Raw genomic sequence first — 19,678 nt, forward strand, 5'->3', positions numbered from 1 at the left:
AACCCAGGTCTTATTATTAATTTTAAAAAATAATTTTTGATGAAAAGAATACATCTTTACCCCTCCCATTCTTTATCTGTAGTATCAACTCTATAATTAGATTTTCTACAGTAACTTAAAATCTGGCGGAAAAAATAGTTCACCACATGAAACTGTAAGACCCCTCTTTAAAAGTTTTCTTTTTGAGTTGATATCATATCTGCAACCCTTAGAATGACTATCTTATATAAATTCTTTTCATGCAATACGTGATTATGATATTCGGCAGGCTCTTATCCGGAGGACTTTTGGGAAAGATTATTTAAAAAATTTATTTTAACAGAAAGCACATACAAATATGTTCAAAAAAATAATTCCTATTTTTCTTATTATAATATACCTCACAGGTTTCCTTCTTTCTTTCCCTTATATTTTTGATAATCTGTTCGGAGCAGAAAAACTGGACAGCATCCGAAATATTATTGAATACGGGATTATGTTTTGTTCTTTCCTTGTATTTAATGCCCTTCTTTTTAAGAATAAATATACATCTGTGATTGCTGTTGTTCTCTGTTTATTATTGAGTATTAACTTTCTGATATCAGCATCCTGTTTTCTCATCTACCATTCCGGGTTTAATGTAGGAATGGCCATCAGTATTCTTGAATCTAATCCAGATGAAGCAATGAGCATGTCTTATATGTTTATTCTTCCTGGTATTTTATTTTTTGTTTTTCTGGGAATGTTACTATATTCCGTGAATTACCTTAAAAAAGAGGTAGTCAAATTCGATGCTAAATTTATCATTATCGCATTATTATGGCTTATTCTACCATTTGGATATCATCTTAAACACAAATACGTAAGTAATAAAGGAGGAGGAAAAATGATTAAAAATGTATACTATCATTTATCCGATTTTAATACTGCATTGAATATACAGAGAGATATTAACGAAATTAAAAAGAATATCCCTGTTTTCAACATCAAAAAAATACAGCCGGGAATAGAAAATGTAATTCTGATCATCGGAGAATCAGAAAGAAAACAGAATATGTCATTGTATGGATATTCTAAAAAAACAACTCCTTTTACGGATCAACAAGCTGAAAATATGATGATTTTTGATCATGCTGTTTCGCCTGCGGGAATTACCAATCTAAGTGTTCCCCTAATGCTGTCGAGCATCCATCCGGATGAATTCAGATACCGCTACGATAAACTCTCCGACAATATTATCAACATGGCCAATCAGGCCGGCTACAATTCTTTCTGGCTGAGTACCCAAGCAAGCGCCAGGGGAATAACTGCTATGGCTTCCCTATCCAAAAATAAAAAATGGGTAAACGGCTTTGATGAAATAATTGTTCCTGAACTTAAAAAAGTCATTCAAAACCAAGGGGATAAATTTGTTGTTCTTCATATTATGGGAAGCCACCCCAATCCTTGCAACAGGCTTCCTCCTAATTGGAATTCTGAAGGCCTGAACTGCTATGACAGCTCTATCAAATATACAGATTATGTCTTCAAAAATATTTTCAGCACACTGAAAAACACCAATTCTGTAGTCATCTACGCATCAGATCATGGACTGAAAATACAAGGAGACAAACTATTACACATAGACTCAAAAGAATCTACCCAGGTTCCATTTTTTGTATGGTATGGTGATAAAGTACCGGCAGCGTACCGAATTACCGGACATGAAACCAAGCAGACCCAAACAACATATGTGTATCCTCTCATCATGAAATATATGGGGCTCGAACCCCCTCAGCATTATAAAAATGAAGGGAAGAAATATTTAAACTTAGAAATGAAGAGCATGGAATACGATAAATTGCCAGAATAAATAGACTTTAAGTTTGCATTTCTGCTGTTTTTCTATTGATAAAATAGGCAAACAGCAGATTAGGAACCCAACACAGCCATGCTACGGCAATATAAGAGTTGTCAGGATCTCCGGTAATGCTTTTTAGTAAAGGATACCACAGCCTAAGGGTCACAGCTGCAAAGGTACAGGCATAGCTATAAATCATCAATTGCTGATGCCGAATAATATTCTTTTGTCTAATCTGTACCACTGCGGCAAGAGTTGTCATGAGCCAGATACATCCCAAACAGATAAACCCGATTGCTGAAACCAGTCCCCCATTGGCATAAAAACCCATATAAATAGCTGAAATAGAGCTTATGATCACAGCGATTACATAAAGAGTTCCTATTTTCCGGTGTATCCTTATGTATTTATTTCTAAATGAGCTTCCAAACTGGCACCAGCCTATAAAAAGTGCCAGCCCTCCAAAAATAATATGCGCAAAAAATGCTGTTTTCCAAATGATATTATGAAGTATTTCAGCAGATTTTGAACCCAGAAAAGTATATTGATGTTCGACGAAGACATAAAGAAGAGGATAGGCTCCGATAAGCAATGCCAAAATACACATGATTACAAATAATAATTCTTTCATAGTGACTGATTAATTTTTTTGTAAAAATGAGGATTTTAAAAGCTCCAACTGTTCCAATATGAAAGGTGGAACCTATTTATAAACTACTAAAATACAGTAAAATACAAAACATAAAGACAATTTAGTCCATATCAATAGTAATACTTTGGCTTTTTAGAAATTCTCTTGGTGAGCAATTCATGTATTTTTTAAAATTCCGGTTAAATGAAGTTTTTGAATTAAATCCGCTCTCAAATGCCAGTGAAAGAATGGTAAACTTTTCATTTTCGGGAAGCACTGCTATCCTTTTGAATTCATCAATCCGCTGACGATTGATATAATCATAAAAGTTTTTATTTTCTATTGAATTAATTGCCTGAGACAATACATTAGGATGCACGTCTAATAGTGCCGCAGTATAATTCAAATTCAGCTCTGGATCCTTATAGAGTTTTTCCTTCTCCATCTTATCTACAAGCTTTTCATAAATAGCCATTATAGCCTCATCTCCTGGAGAATTCTTCTGATACTTCACCATCTCTTCATCAGCTTCTTTTCCATCTATGTTCTCTGCTGCAATAGGTAAATCCAGAATCCCGACACGACTGATTCCAAAGTAAGCAGCCACTACAATAAACAGAACTACTATAGAAAAAATAAGAATATCATTTCTAATCATCACGGCAAGCCATATCAACGCTATCCCGGCAATAAGATAATACAACCAGTTAAGGTTAATTTTCTCAGTGTTGGAATATTGATTGGAAATTCTTTTCGTGTATTTTCTAACAGCAAAAAGGCTTAAAGCAACATATACTATTCCCGATAGGATCATCATGTATTTGAGAACCTTACTTATGAATACATACTCTTTGTTTCCGCTTTGATAGACGGAAAGCCTATCCCAGGGAGATAAAATCAAGAGTTTAAAAAGCATCAAAAAGACAATTAAAACAGGAATAAAATGCAGTAACCAGATCTTTTTGCCAGGATTTCTTCCCGTAACACACAAAACATATCCATACAACATGGGCCCATGGATAAATGGAAAGATAACTTCATAGCCCAGGAAATAAGGAAACTTCACATAGCTGCCCGAAAAAAATAAGATGAATAAGATAAGATGCAGTCCTATAATCAGAAACCATGTTGCCAATACGTAATCAGCCATTATTTTTCTGCGTTTCCCCATAATCAGAAATGAAGAGAAACAGGCAATAAAAATTCCTGACAGATAAAATACCGAGGATAAAGATTGCAGACCAAAATCAGACATTAGATGGATAAATTAATCAGGCTGTTAAATTATTGATTTTTCGACATATCTACGGCCTTTTTAATTAATTCTCGTGAGGCCAATCTTTTATCCGGTAAATAATTAAGAATATTTTAATTTTCAAATCTCAAATTTTAATTTATACTTCGTAATTTTATCTTAGTTTTTAACCGTTTGGATTGCCATATAGATCTCAATAGTTGCAAAGCAAATTATATCGAAATACAGATATGATTTTAAGCATATTTTAATATTAAACTTTGTTAAAAGTGATTGAATCTTTAACAAATATTATATTTTTGCATAATTATTGATTTAGTCTATTGATTTTGGAAATAATTTAAACGAAATAAATAATTATAAACTTTTAAAAATTTAAAATTATGTCACAATCGTACGAGGTTATTTTTGAAAACAATAGAAAATGGGTAGAGTCCAAAGTAGCAGAAGATCCCAACTTCTTTCAGGAACTTGCAAAAACTCAACATCCAGAATATCTGTACATCGGATGTTCGGACAGCAGAGCCACTGCAGAAGAATTGATGGGAGCAAAGCCTGGAGAAGTATTTGTTCACAGAAACATTGCTAATGTTATTAATACTTTAGATATGAGTTCCACAGCCGTTATCCAATATGCTGTAGAACATCTGAAAGTAAAACACATTATTGTTTGCGGGCATTACAACTGTGGCGGTGTAAAAGCAGCGATGACTCCTCAGGATTTAGGATTATTAAATCCATGGCTGAGAAACATTCGTGACGTTTACAGACTGCATCAGGCGGAACTGGATTCTCTTCAGGACGAAAACAAGCGTTATGACAGACTTGTAGAACTTAATGTTCAGGAGCAGTGCATCAACGTGATCAAAATGGCCTGCGTACAGGAAAGGTATATTTTAGAAGAACAACCTATTGTACATGGCTGGGTATTTGACCTTAGAACAGGTAAGATCATTGATCTGGAGATTGATTTTGAGAAAATCTTAAAAGACATCCAAAAGATTTACAACCTTACGGGTTCTGATTGGGTAATGAGCAGAAAGACGGAATAGTTTTTCTAAAAAGAAGGTAAGATGAAATTCTGGAGTATTATTGTATTAACGTTTTTTCTCAATTTTACGGCGCTGCCAGGCATTGCTGCGGTAGCAGGCTGGAATATTGCAAGAACGAATATCATAATCAATGAAGAAGAACCTCATTCTCACCCATCCTCATTTATTGTATACGAAAAGACGATTCCGAAGCCTTTGGATGTTTTCGATTATCTGAAGTTTTCTGAACCTGATGTTCAGGGTGGGTCTTTTGTACTGATCGATGATTCTTTTCATCTGTCACCTTTACTTACTATATTTTCTCCCCCTCCGGAAGCATAACTCCTATAGTTAGATTTTTTTGATACTTATTCCATATCATTTTTGATATCGGATACTCACGTACTTTAAAAATTATTTTTTTCAACTTCTTTGTAATTGACTTATTTAAAAATAAATAAGCCGGTTATACTTTACAGCTTCACATTATGAAAAAGACATCATTAATAGGAGGAATCAAGGAGAATTTTCCTTCAGGACTCGTGGTATTTTTAGTAGCACTTCCGTTGTGTTTAGGAATTGCTTTAGCATCAGGTGCTCCCCCATTATCCGGTATTATTTCCGGTATTGTAGGCGGCCTCGTAGTAGGAACATTGAGTAATTCAAATATTTCAGTTTCCGGACCTGCTGCCGGTTTAACGGCAATTGTTTTAACAGCTATAACGGATCTTGGCGCATTTGAACTCTTCCTTTGTGCAGGGATCATCGCAGGACTTATTCAATTGGTTTTAGGGTTTGTAAGGGCTGGAAGTATTTCCAACTATTTCCCCAACAACGTTATTGAAGGAATGCTTGCTGCCATAGGGATCATTATTATTTTAAAACAGATTCCGCATGCTTTAGGATTCGATAAAGATTATGAAGGTCATGAATCGATTTTTGATAATGGCTTGAATTTCGGATATTTTGCAGAATTAGTTGGGGCAATCCATCCGGGAGCCATCGTTATCACTTTGATTTCTGTAGCAGTTCTTATTGCATGGGATAAAATACACGTACTGAAAAGGATGAAAATGCTTCCAGGAGCATTGGTTGCAGTAATTGTAAGTATCCTTCTAAATCAACTTTTTAAAATATCCGGAAGTTCTTTGGCTATTGAAACCCAGCATTTGGTTTCTTTACCTGTTCCAAAGACTTTTGATGATTTTAAAAACCTGATTACCACTCCAGATTTTAATGGTTTTACCAATCCTAAAGTATGGATCGTAGGAGCTACGATTGCTATTGTAGCATCTATTGAAACGTTACTTTGTATTGAAGCATCAGACCGATTAGACCGACAAAGAAGAATTACGGATACCAATCTTGAGCTTAAAGCCCAGGGAATAGGAAATCTTATCAGTTCATTTATTGGTGGTCTTCCAATGACCTCTGTTGTGGTAAGAAGTTCTGCAAATGCTAATGCGGGAGCAACGTCTAAAATATCAGCTATTATTCATGGAGTCTTCTTATTGATCTGTGTACTTTCTATTCCGGTTATTTTAAATTTAATTCCTCTGGCTACTTTAGCTGCGGTATTAATTTTAGTTGGGTACAAGCTGGCAAAACCAGCTACGTTCAAACACTTCTGGCATTTGGGTAAATTCCAGTTTATACCGTTTGTTGCAACAGTTGCGGCAGTTGTAGCAACAGACTTATTAAAAGGAGTAGGAATTGGTCTTGCCATTTCTGTTTTCTATATTCTTCAGGGAAATATGAAAAGAGCGTATTATCTAAGCAGAGAAAGACTGGATAATGCAGATGGGATCAACATCAAGCTGGCTGAAGAAGTATCATTTTTAAATAAAGCAGCCATCAAAAAAACACTTAAAAATATAAAGCCAAATTCTACAGTTATCATTGATGCACGAAACACTTCATACATTGCAACAGATGTACTGGAAATGATTCAGGATTTTGCCAATATCAGGGCAAAAGAACAGGATATCAATGTTGAACTTCTAGGCTTTAAAACTTCATACCGAGATTACGAAAGAAGTGAGGACTCCCATATTTTAGTTACTCACAATAGAGCGATGTAATCTCATTCATCAATTAATTTTTTTTAACTTTAAATTCGAAAACAATACATTATATGAAAGCACATACATACGAAACTCAATCTACCATTACACCTGAGAAAGCTTTAGAATTCTTACAAGAAGGGAACCAGAGATTTGTAAACAACCTTAAAGCAAACAGAGATCTTCTTGAGCAAGTGAATGCTACCCGTGAAGGGCAGTGGCCTTTTGCCGTAGTTTTAAGTTGTATAGACAGCCGTACTTCTGCAGAACTTATCTTTGATCAGGGATTAGGAGATGTTTTCAGTATCAGAATTGCAGGTAATTTTGTGAACCAGGACATTCTTGGATCAATGGAATTTGGCTGTAATGTTGCTGGTTCTAAACTGATCGTAGTTTTAGGACATACCAAATGCGGAGCCTTAAAAGGAGGTCTTGACGCTGCACAGATTGAGGGTCTGGGAATGGATAACCTGAACCACCTTATCAATCATTTTGACCCGATCATCAATGATATTATCGAAGAGAATGAAGAGCGTTCATCTAAAAACAGCTCACTTCTTGAAAGACTCAATCAGCAGAACGTAAGAAGCGCGATTGAAGATATCCGTAAACAAAGCTCAACACTTAGAAACCTTGAAACTGAAGGTAAAATAAAAATTGTTGGGGCCAACTATGATGTTGAAACAGGTGCAGTAAGCTGGTTATAAAAAGTAAAACTCATTAAATTTCAATTATAATTTACAGAAAATGCCATCGGAATTCCGATGGCATTTATTTTTTTTTATTGTATAAATTTACGGTTCAGACGGCCTGCTACCTATTATCTGAAATCTGCTACTATTTCCCATTAAATGCTGACATCGTATTATTCAAACCTGCAAATACGAAAGAAAGACTCGCCTTGGAAAAGGTTTCAATTCTCTCTGTCAGTTTTTCGGCTTCTTCTTCATTCCAGGTTCCTAATACATAATCTACCTGTCGCCCGGCAGAGAAGTCAGCAGAGATCCCGAAACGAAGCCTTGCGTAATTCTGAGTCTGTAATACTTCATTAATATTTTTAAGTCCGTTATGACCTGCATCAGAGCCTTTTCCTTTCAATCTCAACGTTCCGAAAGGCAGCGCGAGATCATCGGTAACAATCAGTACATTTTCTAAAGGGATATTTTCTTTCTGCATCCAGTATTTCACTGCATTTCCGGAAAGATTCATGTAAGTGTCAGGTTTCAGAATAAAAACTTTTCTCCCTTTGTGTTTTCCTTCTGCCATCCAGCCAAAGTTGGATGTATTGAATGATACCTCAAGAGTTTCCGCTATTTTCTCAGCGACCTTAAAACCTATATTGTGTCGTGTATTTTCATATTCTGAGCCTTTGTTACCAAGCCCGACAATTAAATATTTCATCAGAAATTTTTTGCAAAATTAAGGGATAAAAAATAAAAAACTCAATCTTATGAAAGATTGAGTTTGAATATTGTTAAAAAAATTCTTCTATTGTGGTTTATAGATGTAATTAACACCATATCCTTTCGTCATGTAAGTCTGAGGATCATACGAGTAATTCGTACTTTTTACAATCGGAGTTGGAATAGGTGGTGTAAGATCTGTCACCGACCATCTCTTAGGGTTGTTTGGAGATAAGATAAGACTTTCCTTATCATTGATCACTGTAGACAATAGTCTTGAAATCTTATATACATGTGGTAACAATGTGAAAGGGCTCACCTGATCATCATATGCATAATATTCATAGCTATATTTTCCTGTAACAGCACCGAATGCCCCTCCGGACATAGTACCATAATGTCTTACCACTTTAGATACATTATCTCCTACATAGGTATAAGCTGTTTTAGAGAAATCTGTGAAAGCCAATGGAACTCCTGTTACGTCAGGACCATTTTTCATAATAATTGAGTCCAGCTTCCCATTAGAAGCGCTGTATTTAATAGTATAAAGACTCTTCTCTTTTTTCAGTAATGTCTGTGGACCCGGAGTAGTTGCCGGTGGTACAGGCGGAGGTCTTCTGAAGATCGCGCGGTTTTCAGAAATCATCTGCAACTTGTTATTGTTTGCATAAGTGAATAACTGGGTGTATGATACACTGTCCTTATCCAGCTTTCCGTTTCCATCAAGATCCAGGAAGCCGTTAAAATTGATCTGGCTGATTTTATCACCACTGTACATGATGTCAGTTATGGAAGCACTGTCTGTGATTACTTTAGTTACAAGAAGCCCGCTGTAGCGATATTCTGCGATCGTATCTTTATCTGTAATTTCTCTGTATAATGCTCTGGGACCGCTTAATCCTCCTGTATTATTAAGATCCAACAATGGATTCCCATCCTCATCCAATAAACTCTTGCAAGAATGTATTGAGGAAAAACCTGCGATTAGTAAAATAAAATAGAAAATTTGTTTCATTTCCTTGTAATTGATTATTTTTTTGACAAATATAATTTTTTTTTGCCTAAAAGTTGTAATATTATTTATATTCCGGTAAGATTAATAACTCTATTTCTCCTATAAATTTTTATAGGTAAAAGTTACATTCTTGTTTTTCTCAACCACTACATACCCTTGGTTATCATAAGAATAACTCTGAGCTGTATTAACAGGCGTTGCAGGTGACGGCAATTCTATGAACATTGACGTAGGGTTGTTTGGAGAAACTTTGTAGAAATTAGACGGAGTGATCAGACTTCGTGCAATAAAATATACTGACGGAAGGGTAGAATATGGGCTTTTCTGAGCATCATAGTTTTGAAAGCTGTACTTGCTTACTGCTGCTGTAGTCATATTCGGGTTTCCATTGATGTCTAATATTCCTTTGGAACAAACCACCTGGATCACATTGTTTCCGTTATACACAAAGCTATAGTCTATAAACCTGTTATAAGCGCTGATTCCCCCTTCTTTTCTTTTCTCCAGAATTTTGGTCAGTTTACTCGTTACCGAATCATAGGTAAATGCATAATCACTTACAACAGAAGCTGATGGGGTTGCCCCGGTTGCTGTAGAGGTCGCATTATAAATCTTTTTACCTGTATCATCCGGAACAATATTGAACTCATAAGCTAGACTGGATGTTGCAGAGCTTACAAATTTAATTTTAGTGATATTTTTGTTGGTGTACGTTACCGTTCCTGTATAATAAGCACTGCTGGAAGTAGACTCATCTTTAAATATGGCAGTCTGTAAATCTCCCGTTCCGGCAGTAGTAACATATTCTTCCTGAGAAACATTATTTGCAGTGACCTTTGCTAAAACTTTTTTAGGGGGAGGTCCATCATCCGGATTAGGGATAGATTCTGTAGGATCTGAGGTAGTATTACATGCTGTCAGCAGTCCTAGAAAAGCAATACCGGCAAACATTTTAAGAAAATAGTTTTTTACCATATAGAATTTTTTAGCTTGTCCAAATATAATTCAATTTTCGATAATACACTTCACTTTATCTGAACAAATTCACAAGAAATAGAGTTAATCAACAAAAAAAATCTAAAAACATAACGTTTTTAGATTCTTAATTATTGTATTATTATGAAAATTAATAAGGTTGTAGTATAGATGTTGTCAAAACAGACTGCGACATCTCACTATTGAGGAAGGTAGTATTCACTGCTGTTCCTATTCCCAGTGTTCCTGAATTTAGATTTCGTTTTGTACAGGCTACTTTTACAATGTAATTGTTTTTAGGAGTAAGATCGGTGAGTGTTGCATTCAGATTAAAAATCTTATAGGTTCCTTCATCCCCTAACAGCACATCAGTTCTCACTGCTCTAAGCGCATTATCTACAAAAATACCACAAGCAAAACCTGCAGAAGCGGTTCCATTTCCAGTCTTTTGAGCGGTTGTCTGAAAACTGAATACCACTTTATTGGTACTATTGGTAATAGAAAAAGTATCGTTATTGCCTGTAAGTACCGTCCATGCACTTCCAAGGGTGGTTCCTTCAGTATAGGGATTTGTAGACCCATTTCCATTATTGAAAACAGCTCCGGTCTGATCCGCAACGGAGTTCATAGAAAATACCGCCATACTTCCCTGTCCATCTGCAATTTTCACACTTTTCCAATCATTAACGGCAAGTTCTGCATTATTGTGCAACATGGTCCCTGCTACACCTGCAGAACCCTTCAAGAGATTAGTCCCTCCTGTTCTGATTTCTTTTCTTACATTGAGATCTCCATTTACATCCAGCATATTAACCGGAGCAGAAGTGTTCACACCCACTTGCGCATGAGCAAAAAAAGCAAGCAATAAAGATTTAACAAAAAATATTTTTTTCATGATCTGATTTAGTTTGTAATAGAATTAAAGACCTGCGGAACTTCATACACATCTACTTTAAGAGAAGACTGGGCAATAAAATCATTAATATTTGTACTGGCATTAATTCCGATAGCCAGCACAACATCATTGGTGGTATTATATGATTTTAATCTAGAACACGCCACACTTACTTGATGCTCACCCTGAGAAAGATTGGAAACCACCCCAATCTGATTATGGGTGATAAATGTATTTGAGGCACTGCTCGCTTTCAGGTTTCTTTGTCTCATGTTAACTAATTTATCATCCACGAAAATACCGCAGGCATAATCAATGGAGATATCTGGCGAGGTATTGGCAGGAAAGGTAGCCTGAACTACCGTTTCAAACTGGAAATACGTTTTACTTTCTGAACTGAAAACCTTTATCTTAGGGGATAATCCCCCAATTTTTTTAAACCCTGAAAACGCACTGATATCAGTGCCTTTCGCAAACGTGGCAGATCGTGAAGTGATCGCCGACTGTTCTATATTGCTAAATTTAACTCCGATCTTATCTGAGAAAGAGTTGTTAAATATCAAATAAAATTTATTGGATTCATATTCAGGAATAAGAAGGGTTTTCCATGTTGGCGGATTTCCTTCACCCTGAGAAACCAAAAGCTGATCATTATTCCCCTGAAATAAGGTATTATCTGTAGTGTTAAGCACTACGATCTTATTTCTAAAATTCACATCACCATTCACATCCAGTTTTGCCTTTGGACTTTCTGTTTTTATTCCGATTTGGGCAGATAATACAAGTCCTGCTGAAACAAGCAGAGTCGATAATAATTTTTTCATCACGATTAATTGGCTTTGTAGGTTACGTATTCAAGAACGTCTATTTTCATAACAGACTCAAGGGTAAATGCATTGGAAACCGTATTGGTATTTGATACATTACGTCCTATGACAAAATTGGATGACACATTGGATACATCGATCTTTCTGCATGCAAGTTTTACTTTCTGTACTCCTACAGGCACATTTTGCTCTGTGTAACTAAGCGTGAAGATATAATCCTGGATTCCTTCTTTATCAGCATTATTATTGGAAGTAATTTTATCCGGACGTACAGCGACAAGCTTTTCATTTCTGAAAACCGCACATGCAAATCCAATATTCTGGGACGCCGTCGCAGCCGGAGCTTTCATTTCAACGCCTGTCTGAAACTGATAGGTTAGTCTGTTTTTTCCGTTTTTGATTGTGAAATTATTTTCAAGGCCCGGAATTTCCACCCACTTGCCTTTGCTGGTATCCGTTATATCGTCGCTAACATTGTTTTTATAAATGCCATCTCCTAGTACCCCGCTGGAGAGTGTTGTAATACCCACCTGATCTGATGATAAATACGAATTGATTAATTTGTACTGTCCTTCTCCCACAAATGAAACATTCAAAGATTTCCAAACAGGAGGCAAACCCTCACCCTGAGAAACCAAAACCTGGCCGTTTAACCCGGCGTTTCCAACATCAGTTGAAGTCCCGCCCACTCTAAGTTCTTTTCTTAAGGTGGTTTTTCCATTCACATCAAGAATGGATGTCGGTTTCGCAGTACCAATTCCCACCTGAGCGTTGGCATAGAATGAAAGAAATCCAGCCACGCAGCAATATATTAGTTTTTTCATAATTAAGGACTGCAAAGGTACACAATGATGCCCTAAAAATTCCAGTTATACATTCATAAACCTATAGAAATAAACACATTAGAAGATAGAATAAATAATACGAAAAAGTAGAATTATTTCTACATAACTCTACTTTTTACATTTAAAAAAACAAGTTTAACATCTCAAACCCTTACTGTACGGGGATTTACAGAATATTTTTAATCATTAAGAAGTGATTTTACACCCCTCAAAAGAGCTATAATTCTCTTTAACAGGAGTATTCCTGAATAAAAACATGATAACAATCACAAAAAAGTCTATGAAAATTTAAGATTCTCATAGACTTTTCACATCTTTTATAAACTTGTTTATAATAAAAAGAAAATTATAATTTAATTATGATCAATAATAGCTTTTAGCAATATATTAACCTCATCTACATTTTTCACCCTTTCCTTCCTCATCATCAATTGGTTACCTTCTTTTCCGGGCTTTTCTTTAAGTTGGGCCTCTGCAGGATTTCGGGTTAAATAATTAATGATATGCCTGAATCTATCTGTCTGATAGAACTTATCCTGAGGGTTTCCCGGGAAGTAGCCTAAAAACACCCCATTTTTCATCACAATTTTTTCAAAACCAATATCTGCTGCAAGCCATTTCAGAGAAACGCTCTTCAAAAGGTTCACGGCTTCTTTAGGTAATGCCCCAAAACGGTCAATTAATTCAAGTTCAAATTGATGAAGATCTACTTCATTATTGATTTCCGCAATTTTCTGATACAACAACAATCTTTCTTCCGTATTGGAAATATAGAAGTCTGGTAACATCAGTTCTAAATCAGTATCAATATTCACATCCTTTACAGATTTGAAAAGCTTCTGCCTGTCTTCTTCATTATCAAACAGGTTTTCAAAATCAGCATCATCTTTCAATTCTTCCAACGCTTCCTGCATCAGCTTCTGATAGGTTTCAAATCCCATTTCATTGATAAACCCGCTCTGTTCAGCTCCCAGAAGGTCACCGGCACCACGAATCTCAAGATCTTTCATCGCAATCTGGAAACCACTTCCCAAATCAGAAAATTGCTCAATTGCTTCCAGACGTTTTCTGGCATCTGAAGTCATCATATCATAAGGAGGAGTAATCAGGTAACAAAAGGCTTTTCTGTTGCTACGCCCTACTCTTCCTCTCATCTGGTGCAGGTCTGCCATCCCAAATCGTTGCGCATCATTAATGAAAATGGTATTGGCATTCGGAACATCCACTCCACTTTCTACAATGGTTGTAGAAACAAGAACATCATATTTTCCTTCCATAAAATCCAGCACATTCTTTTCCAGCTGTTTTCCTTCCATCTGCCCATGTCCTGTGATGACTCTTGCATCCGGAACCAGCCTCTGAATAAGCCCCGCAATATCTTTCAGGTTTTCAATCCTGTTGTTAATAAAATAAACCTGACCATCTCTCTGAAGCTCATAAGAAACGGCATCACGAAGAATTTCTTCACTAAACCCAATCAGCTGTGTATCCACAGGCTGTCTGTTAGGCGGCGGTGTTTTGATGACTGATAAATCTCTTGCAGCCATCAAAGAAAACTGTAAAGTTCTTGGAATAGGAGTTGCCGTAAGTGTAAGCGTATCAACATTATTTTTAAGTGTTTTCAGCTTATCCTTTACTGAAACCCCGAATTTGTGCTCTTCATCTATAACCAGTAGTCCCAGATCTTTAAATTTAACAGAACTGCTTACCAATTGATGCGTCCCAATAATGATATCTACTTTACCATCTTTCAGAGCACTTAAGGTTTCTGATTTCTGTTTAGCCGTTCTGAATCTATTGACATAGGCAACATTTACCGGAAAATCTTTAAGCCTTTCTTTAAAACTTCTATAATGCTGGAAAGCAAGAATTGTTGTAGGGACCAATATGGCAACCTGTTTACCATCTGTAGCGGCTTTAAATGCCGCACGGATCGCAACCTCCGTTTTACCGAAACCAACATCACCACAAACAAGCCTGTCCATGACCGTTTCCGCCTCCATATCTTTCTTAACATCTACAGTAGCCTTTTCCTGATCCGGAGTATCTTCATAAATAAAGCTGGCCTCCAATTCATTCTGCAGATAAGAATCCGGAGTATAAGCAAAACCTTTTGCTGTTTTTCTCTGGGCATATAATTGAATAAGGTCAAAAGCAATCTGCTTTACCTTAGCTTTTGTTTTCTGTTTTAAGGATTTCCAGCTTGGAGATCCCAGTTTGCTCAAAACGATCTCTTTTCCATCCGGTCCGTTGAATTTCGAAATCTTATGCAAAGAGTGAATGCTTACATATAATAAGTCTCCGTTTTTATAGGTCAATTTAAAACATTCCTGAATTTTACCATCATTATTTACTTTCACCAATCCCATAAATTTCCCGATTCCATGGTCGATATGAGCAATATAATCTCCTATTTTCAAAGACATCAGGTCTTTCAGGGTAAGCTGCTCTGATTTAGCAAAAGTATTTTTAGCCTTATACCTCTGATAACGGTCAAAGATCTGGTGATCTGTATACACCAGCAATTTGTGTCCGTTGTCTACAAATCCTTCATGCAGTTCAGACTTAAAACTCTTAAAAGGCAGTTCATTTTCGAGCTCTTCAAAAATAGATTCCAGTCTTTCTTTTTGTTTTTCTGTTGAAAAGGAAATCCAGGTATCAAATCCTTCATTCTGCTTCTCTTCAATATCTTCAATCAGCAGCTCAAAGTTTTTATGAAAAGAAGGCTGAGGAAGTTGTTCCATTTTAACTTCTGTGATTTCTTTCAACCCTTCAATCACCATTCCTCCAAAATCAACCGTTTTAAATTTTTTATAATCAAATAAAAATTCCTGATCAGAAATGAAAAGTTCCTGCGGAGTCCTGTGGGCAATATCTTTATTTAATGTATCATATTTCTCCAGAGATTTCTCATAAAATGTCCTGATTTTCTGCATTCCTACCATTCCGTTTTTGGAAATCACAAAACTTCCTTCAGGCAATAACTGCAGCAGTGATACCCTGCTTCCCGTCACGGAAAAGTTCATATTGGAAACCAATTGAAAATCTTTTACTTTATCTACAGAAAGCTGAGTTTCGATATCAAAGGTTTTGATACTTTCCACTTCATTACCAAAGAATGTTATTCTATATGGCTTTTCATATGAATAGGAAAATACATCTACGATCCCCCCTCTTATAGAGAACTCTCCAGGTTCGGAAACGAAATCAGCCTGTTGAAAATGATAATGATTAAGAAGCTCATCTACAAAATCAAAATCCAGCTGATCACCTACTTTTATATGATGAGAAATGGCTTTAAAGTCTTCTTTTTTCAATACTTTTTCAGACAGAGCCCCAGCATAGGCTACAATGACTTTCGGAGATTTCCCGGAATTGATCTTATTTAAAACTTCAGTCCTTAAAACAAGATTGGCGTTTTGGGTTTTCTCAACCTGATAGGGTTCAAGATGGGTTGCCGGGAAATACAACACTTTTTCCTTTCCAAGAAGGTCTTCCATCTCTGTATTGGCATACAACGCATCCTCTTTATCATCTACCAGATAAAGAATATTTTTCTTTTGAACCAAAAAAAGCTCAGCTACAAAAATAGAAACTGAAGATCCGGCACTTCCTTTTACGGCAATATGCTGGCTGTTTTCTAACTGGGTGAAAATTTCTTTCCCGAACTCTTTCTGCATAAGATCTGGAAGAAACTTTTCGTTGATGGATTTTAACTGCATAAATAGTAATGGTATAAACGACAAAAGCGATTTCGGGAGTTTTCCGAAACCGTTGATGATATACAAAGGTACGGATAATTTTTTCTTTGATTAAAAAAGGGAAAGACTTTCAGATTTAAAATGAATGACTTAGCTCAATAATCTTAATTTATTACAAATTTATTTAATAACTCGTTAAAAAAATTCAATAATCTTCCCATGGCATAGTGTTTGGCCATTTAAACCTAACCAAACATTTAAGTATTATGAAAAAAGCAATGAAAATCCTGGGAGTTATGATGCTGTTCCTATTTACAGCATTATCTTTTTCGTCGTGCAGCAAAGATGACGACCCTGTAAATAACGAATTCTTTGCAGGAACTTATAAAGGAAAGGTTTCCTATAATGACGGTGGCTCTACCAATATCAGTACAGATAACGGAAGTGTATTTGTAACAAAGATTGCCAGCGGTACCAAGTATAATTTCGCTTTCTCCAACAGTATTCCGGATCTTAACGGAATAGAGTTTAACCAGGAAGGTGATCATACTCTTGTAATGATAGGTTCTACAGGAACCTCGTATATCAGAATTGACAATAATAATTTAAAAATCTTATTTGCAAAAGATGGCAAAACGTGGACAGCAAACTGTACACGCTAGCCATGTCTATTTATATATTATTACCTAAGCCCGTTTTCACACTGAAGACGGGCTTTTTTATTGTCAATGAACCGTTTTAATTTTTTTTTAAGCTGTAATAAACTTTAGTTAAGGTTAGAAATCTCATTTTTTTAGCCTGCTTTTTGTATATCTTTATTCAGCAAAAAAAACAAACAGTATTCTTATGAAAAAATTATTATCTGCAATGTCATTAATCTTGGGATTAGGACTTGCAACTGCTCAGCAGACTGCTCCCGCTACAAGCGCCAAAGCTCAACCTCCTGTAAAAACTACAGTGAAAGCCGCTAAACCTGCAGAAGTAAAAGCTGCAAAACCAGCGATGGATGCTAAGGCAGCTAAACCTGCCCAGCCCGCTGCCAAAATGAAAAAAGATGGCACACCAGACAAAAGATATAAAGAAAACAAACACGTAAAAAAAGACGGTACTCCAGATAAAAGATACAAGGAGAACAAATAAGCATAACATTAACATATAGTTGTTATTTTCATAATCAAATTTCGAAAAGCCGATGGAACTTGTTCCATTGGTTTTTTTTATGAAGCTTCGCAAAAAATGATTCCAGATTCTCTACTTATTTATAAATTTGACGCATGTTAAACTTCTTCAAGAAAAATGCAGCGCTTATCTGGGCCAGGAAACATGTTCAGAAAGCGGAGGACTTCAAAAAAAATGCTGGGAAAAACCAGGAGGATTTATTAATTTCTCTGGTGAATACAGCTCAAAAGACACTTTTTGGGCGGGAACATGATTTTGAAAACATCCATTCTGTAAAAGAATTCCAGGACAGAGTTCCTGTAGCCGACTATGAAGATCTGAAACCTTATATTGAAAGAGTAAAAAAAGGACAGTCCAATATTCTATGGACAGAAACTCCGGAATATTTCGCCAAAACTTCGGGAACGACTTCCGGATCCAAATACATTCCGATTTCTAAGGAAGGAATGCCTTTTCAGATTGCGGGTGCCCAAAGTGCTCTTTTTCATTATATCAGTAAAAAGGATAACGCTGATTTCGTAAACGGGAAAATGATTTTTCTGCAGGGAAGCCCTGAGCTGGAAGAAGTTTTTGGAGTAAAAACCGGAAGATTATCAGGTATTGTAGCCCATCACATCCCCAATTATCTTCAAAAAAATCGTCTCCCAAGCTGGGAAACTAACATGATTGAAGATTGGGAAGCTAAAGTAGACAGAATCGTTGAAGAAACAGAGCGTGAAAATATGACCCTGATTTCCGGAATCCCGCCATGGCTGATTATGTATTTTGAGAAGTTGACCGAAAAACATGGGAAAAAGATCAAGCAATTGTTTCCTAACCTGCAGCTTATTGTAACCGGAGGAGTGAATTACGAGCCTTATCGTGATAAAATGGAAGATTTATTGGGCGGAAAAGTGGATATTGTTCAAACTTTTCCGGCTTCTGAAGGTTTTTTTGCTTTTCAGGATGACTATACAAAGGAAGGACTTCTATTATTGACCAACCATGGAATTTTTTATGAATTTATTCCTCTGGAAGAATATGGCAAGCCAGGAGCAAGAAGATTAACTTTAAAAGAAATTGAACTTCATAAAGATTATGCGCTGATTCTTACGACCAATTCCGGGCTTTGGGCTTATTCTATCGGAGACGTTGTGAGATTTATAAGTAAAGATCCGTACAGGGTTCTGGTAAGCGGCAGGACTAAACATTTCACTTCGGCATTTGGAGAACACGTGATTGCTTTTGAGGTGGAAGAAGCGATGAAAGCAACCCTTGAAAAGCATTCTGCACAGATTACTGAATTCCATCTTGCTCCACAGGTAAACCCAGGAGAAGGGCTTCCTTACCACGAATGGCTGATTGAATTTGAAAAGGAACCTGAACATTTAGAAGCATTCAGAGACGAACTGGATCAGCAGCTGAGAGCGAGGAACACTTATTATGATGATTTGATTTCAGGAAATATTTTACAGAAACTGCAGATTTCCAGACTCAAAAAGAATGCTTTTCATGAATATGCCAAATCCCAGGGAAAATTGGGAGGTCAGAACAAGACTCCAAGATTGGCTAATGACAGAAACATTGCAGATCTCTTAGAAATTTACAAATTTTAATCATATTTTTTCAATTCCAAAAACGTATATTCAAAAAAAATTATAAATTTGAAAAACTAAAAGAAAATAATGAAAGCATCTGTACTGTTAAAATCATCTTTATTAACGTCTTTATTTGTTATTACATCTTGTGCTACTACAAAATACAGCGATGATATTTCAAAAAACAATTATTCTAATCTGGAAGCCGGCAAGGTATATAAGGTTACGATGAGGGACGGTTCTCCGAAACAGACCATATTATTCAGAAATGTCGTTGGTGATAATCTTGTAGGTACAGCTGGTAAAAAAGACAGTACAGAAGTGGTTATCCCTAAATCTAATGTAGCGGCTGTAAAAGACAGAAGAAAAGCAAGAATTGCTGCTGGAGCTACAATTATCGGAGCTGCAGGTGTTGCTGCCATTGTAATCAGTTCTTCAAGAGCTGACTAAAATAGATTT

Annotated in this window: 17 protein-coding genes and 1 pseudogene; 9 read left to right on the plus strand and 9 right to left on the minus strand. The window is 36.1% G+C overall.

Annotation, left to right across the window (positions count from 1 at the left end; translation table 11 throughout):
* Positions 1-337 precede the first annotated feature (337 nt).
* Positions 338-1,831 (plus strand): phosphoethanolamine transferase family protein, encoded by a 1,494-nt coding sequence (locus tag AC07UM_RS10915; protein WP_494683473.1) that lies wholly within the window; start codon positions 338-340, stop codon positions 1,829-1,831.
* A 7-nt stretch (positions 1,832-1,838) separates the two neighbouring features.
* Here the strand turns inward: AC07UM_RS10915 and AC07UM_RS10920 are convergent, their stop codons facing one another.
* Positions 1,839-2,450, minus strand: a complete 612-nt coding sequence (locus tag AC07UM_RS10920; RefSeq protein WP_494683472.1) for a DUF2306 domain-containing protein — start codon at positions 2,448-2,450, stop codon at positions 1,839-1,841.
* A gap of 121 nt (positions 2,451-2,571) precedes the next feature.
* Complete coding sequence (locus AC07UM_RS10925) at positions 2,572-3,705, minus strand: helix-turn-helix domain-containing protein (RefSeq protein WP_494683471.1); 1,134 nt, start codon at positions 3,703-3,705, stop codon at positions 2,572-2,574.
* A gap of 383 nt (positions 3,706-4,088) precedes the next feature.
* Here AC07UM_RS10925 and AC07UM_RS10930 point away from each other — a divergent pair, with 383 nt between their 5' ends.
* The 4 genes and pseudogenes from AC07UM_RS10930 to AC07UM_RS10945 all read left to right on the plus strand — a co-directional run.
* Positions 4,089-4,757: a carbonic anhydrase gene (locus tag AC07UM_RS10930; protein ID WP_494683470.1), complete on the plus strand. Its 669-nt coding sequence runs from the start codon at positions 4,089-4,091 to the stop codon at positions 4,755-4,757.
* Between the two features lie 21 nt (positions 4,758-4,778).
* Positions 4,779-5,078, plus strand: coding sequence for a hypothetical protein (locus AC07UM_RS10935; RefSeq protein ID WP_494683469.1), 300 nt, complete (start codon positions 4,779-4,781; stop codon positions 5,076-5,078).
* 146 nt (positions 5,079-5,224) lie between these two features.
* Positions 5,225-6,817 carry a SulP family inorganic anion transporter gene (locus tag AC07UM_RS10940; protein WP_494683468.1) on the plus strand — a complete coding sequence of 531 codons (1,593 nt, stop codon included), beginning with the start codon at positions 5,225-5,227 and terminating at the stop codon, positions 6,815-6,817.
* A gap of 41 nt (positions 6,818-6,858) precedes the next feature.
* A pseudogene (locus AC07UM_RS10945) lies at positions 6,859-7,506 on the plus strand (carbonic anhydrase family protein); the annotation flags it as partial.
* Between the two features lie 130 nt (positions 7,507-7,636).
* Here AC07UM_RS10945 and pth read toward each other — a convergent pair.
* The 7 genes from pth to mfd form a co-directional block, all read right to left on the minus strand.
* Positions 7,637-8,200, minus strand: coding sequence for an aminoacyl-tRNA hydrolase (gene pth, locus AC07UM_RS10950; protein ID WP_494683467.1), 564 nt, complete (start codon positions 8,198-8,200; stop codon positions 7,637-7,639).
* An 87-nt stretch (positions 8,201-8,287) separates the two neighbouring features.
* Entirely contained in the window at positions 8,288-9,220 is a 933-nt protein-coding gene (locus tag AC07UM_RS10955) for a hypothetical protein (protein WP_494683466.1), read from the minus strand.
* A 99-nt stretch (positions 9,221-9,319) separates the two neighbouring features.
* Positions 9,320-10,195 (minus strand): hypothetical protein, encoded by an 876-nt coding sequence (locus AC07UM_RS10960; RefSeq protein WP_494683465.1) that lies wholly within the window; start codon positions 10,193-10,195, stop codon positions 9,320-9,322.
* 151 nt (positions 10,196-10,346) lie between these two features.
* Positions 10,347-11,090, minus strand: a complete 744-nt coding sequence (locus AC07UM_RS10965) for a hypothetical protein (protein ID WP_494683464.1) — start codon at positions 11,088-11,090, stop codon at positions 10,347-10,349.
* An 8-nt stretch (positions 11,091-11,098) separates the two neighbouring features.
* Positions 11,099-11,914, minus strand: coding sequence for a hypothetical protein (locus AC07UM_RS10970; protein ID WP_494683463.1), 816 nt, complete (start codon positions 11,912-11,914; stop codon positions 11,099-11,101).
* 5 nt (positions 11,915-11,919) lie between these two features.
* Positions 11,920-12,741, minus strand: coding sequence for a hypothetical protein (locus AC07UM_RS10975; RefSeq protein WP_494683462.1), 822 nt, complete (start codon positions 12,739-12,741; stop codon positions 11,920-11,922).
* A 374-nt stretch (positions 12,742-13,115) separates the two neighbouring features.
* The gene (gene mfd, locus AC07UM_RS10980; protein WP_494683461.1) at positions 13,116-16,484 is read right to left on the minus strand and encodes a transcription-repair coupling factor; all 3,369 of its coding nucleotides are present in this window, start codon (positions 16,482-16,484) and stop codon (positions 13,116-13,118) included.
* 245 nt (positions 16,485-16,729) lie between these two features.
* Between mfd and AC07UM_RS10985 the strand changes: the two genes are divergently transcribed.
* The 4 genes from AC07UM_RS10985 to AC07UM_RS11000 all read left to right on the plus strand — a co-directional run bounded on the left by AC07UM_RS10985 (position 16,730) and on the right by AC07UM_RS11000 (position 19,669).
* Entirely contained in the window at positions 16,730-17,125 is a 396-nt protein-coding gene (locus AC07UM_RS10985; RefSeq protein ID WP_494683460.1) for a hypothetical protein, read from the plus strand.
* 184 nt (positions 17,126-17,309) lie between these two features.
* Positions 17,310-17,603: a hypothetical protein gene (locus tag AC07UM_RS10990; protein WP_103234181.1), complete on the plus strand. Its 294-nt coding sequence runs from the start codon at positions 17,310-17,312 to the stop codon at positions 17,601-17,603.
* A gap of 134 nt (positions 17,604-17,737) precedes the next feature.
* On the plus strand, positions 17,738-19,237 hold the full coding sequence (locus AC07UM_RS10995) for a GH3 auxin-responsive promoter family protein (RefSeq protein WP_494683459.1): 1,500 nt from the start codon (positions 17,738-17,740) through the stop codon (positions 19,235-19,237).
* Positions 19,238-19,306: 69 nt separating this feature from the next.
* Positions 19,307-19,669: a hypothetical protein gene (locus AC07UM_RS11000; protein WP_103232018.1), complete on the plus strand. Its 363-nt coding sequence runs from the start codon at positions 19,307-19,309 to the stop codon at positions 19,667-19,669.
* The last annotated feature ends 9 nt before the right edge of the window (positions 19,670-19,678 follow it).

The organism is Chryseobacterium sp. GW821-FHT04C04, from assembly GCF_059420365.1.

Coding starts and splice junctions, on each gene's coding strand:
- AC07UM_RS10915 (WP_494683473.1), top strand. CDS start 338: ATGTTCAAAAAAATAATTCCTATTTTTCTTATTATAATATACCTCACA.
- AC07UM_RS10920 (WP_494683472.1), bottom strand. CDS start 2,450: ATGAAAGAATTATTATTTGTAATCATGTGTATTTTGGCATTGCTTATC.
- AC07UM_RS10925 (WP_494683471.1), bottom strand. CDS start 3,705: ATGTCTGATTTTGGTCTGCAATCTTTATCCTCGGTATTTTATCTGTCA.
- AC07UM_RS10930 (WP_494683470.1), top strand. CDS start 4,089: ATGTCACAATCGTACGAGGTTATTTTTGAAAACAATAGAAAATGGGTA.
- AC07UM_RS10935 (WP_494683469.1), top strand. CDS start 4,779: ATGAAATTCTGGAGTATTATTGTATTAACGTTTTTTCTCAATTTTACG.
- AC07UM_RS10940 (WP_494683468.1), top strand. CDS start 5,225: ATGAAAAAGACATCATTAATAGGAGGAATCAAGGAGAATTTTCCTTCA.
- pth (WP_494683467.1), bottom strand. CDS start 8,200: ATGAAATATTTAATTGTCGGGCTTGGTAACAAAGGCTCAGAATATGAA.
- AC07UM_RS10955 (WP_494683466.1), bottom strand. CDS start 9,220: ATGAAACAAATTTTCTATTTTATTTTACTAATCGCAGGTTTTTCCTCA.
- AC07UM_RS10960 (WP_494683465.1), bottom strand. CDS start 10,195: ATGGTAAAAAACTATTTTCTTAAAATGTTTGCCGGTATTGCTTTTCTA.
- AC07UM_RS10965 (WP_494683464.1), bottom strand. CDS start 11,090: ATGAAAAAAATATTTTTTGTTAAATCTTTATTGCTTGCTTTTTTTGCT.
- AC07UM_RS10970 (WP_494683463.1), bottom strand. CDS start 11,914: ATGAAAAAATTATTATCGACTCTGCTTGTTTCAGCAGGACTTGTATTA.
- AC07UM_RS10975 (WP_494683462.1), bottom strand. CDS start 12,741: ATGAAAAAACTAATATATTGCTGCGTGGCTGGATTTCTTTCATTCTAT.
- mfd (WP_494683461.1), bottom strand. CDS start 16,484: ATGCAGTTAAAATCCATCAACGAAAAGTTTCTTCCAGATCTTATGCAG.
- AC07UM_RS10985 (WP_494683460.1), top strand. CDS start 16,730: ATGAAAAAAGCAATGAAAATCCTGGGAGTTATGATGCTGTTCCTATTT.
- AC07UM_RS10990 (WP_103234181.1), top strand. CDS start 17,310: ATGAAAAAATTATTATCTGCAATGTCATTAATCTTGGGATTAGGACTT.
- AC07UM_RS10995 (WP_494683459.1), top strand. CDS start 17,738: ATGTTAAACTTCTTCAAGAAAAATGCAGCGCTTATCTGGGCCAGGAAA.
- AC07UM_RS11000 (WP_103232018.1), top strand. CDS start 19,307: ATGAAAGCATCTGTACTGTTAAAATCATCTTTATTAACGTCTTTATTT.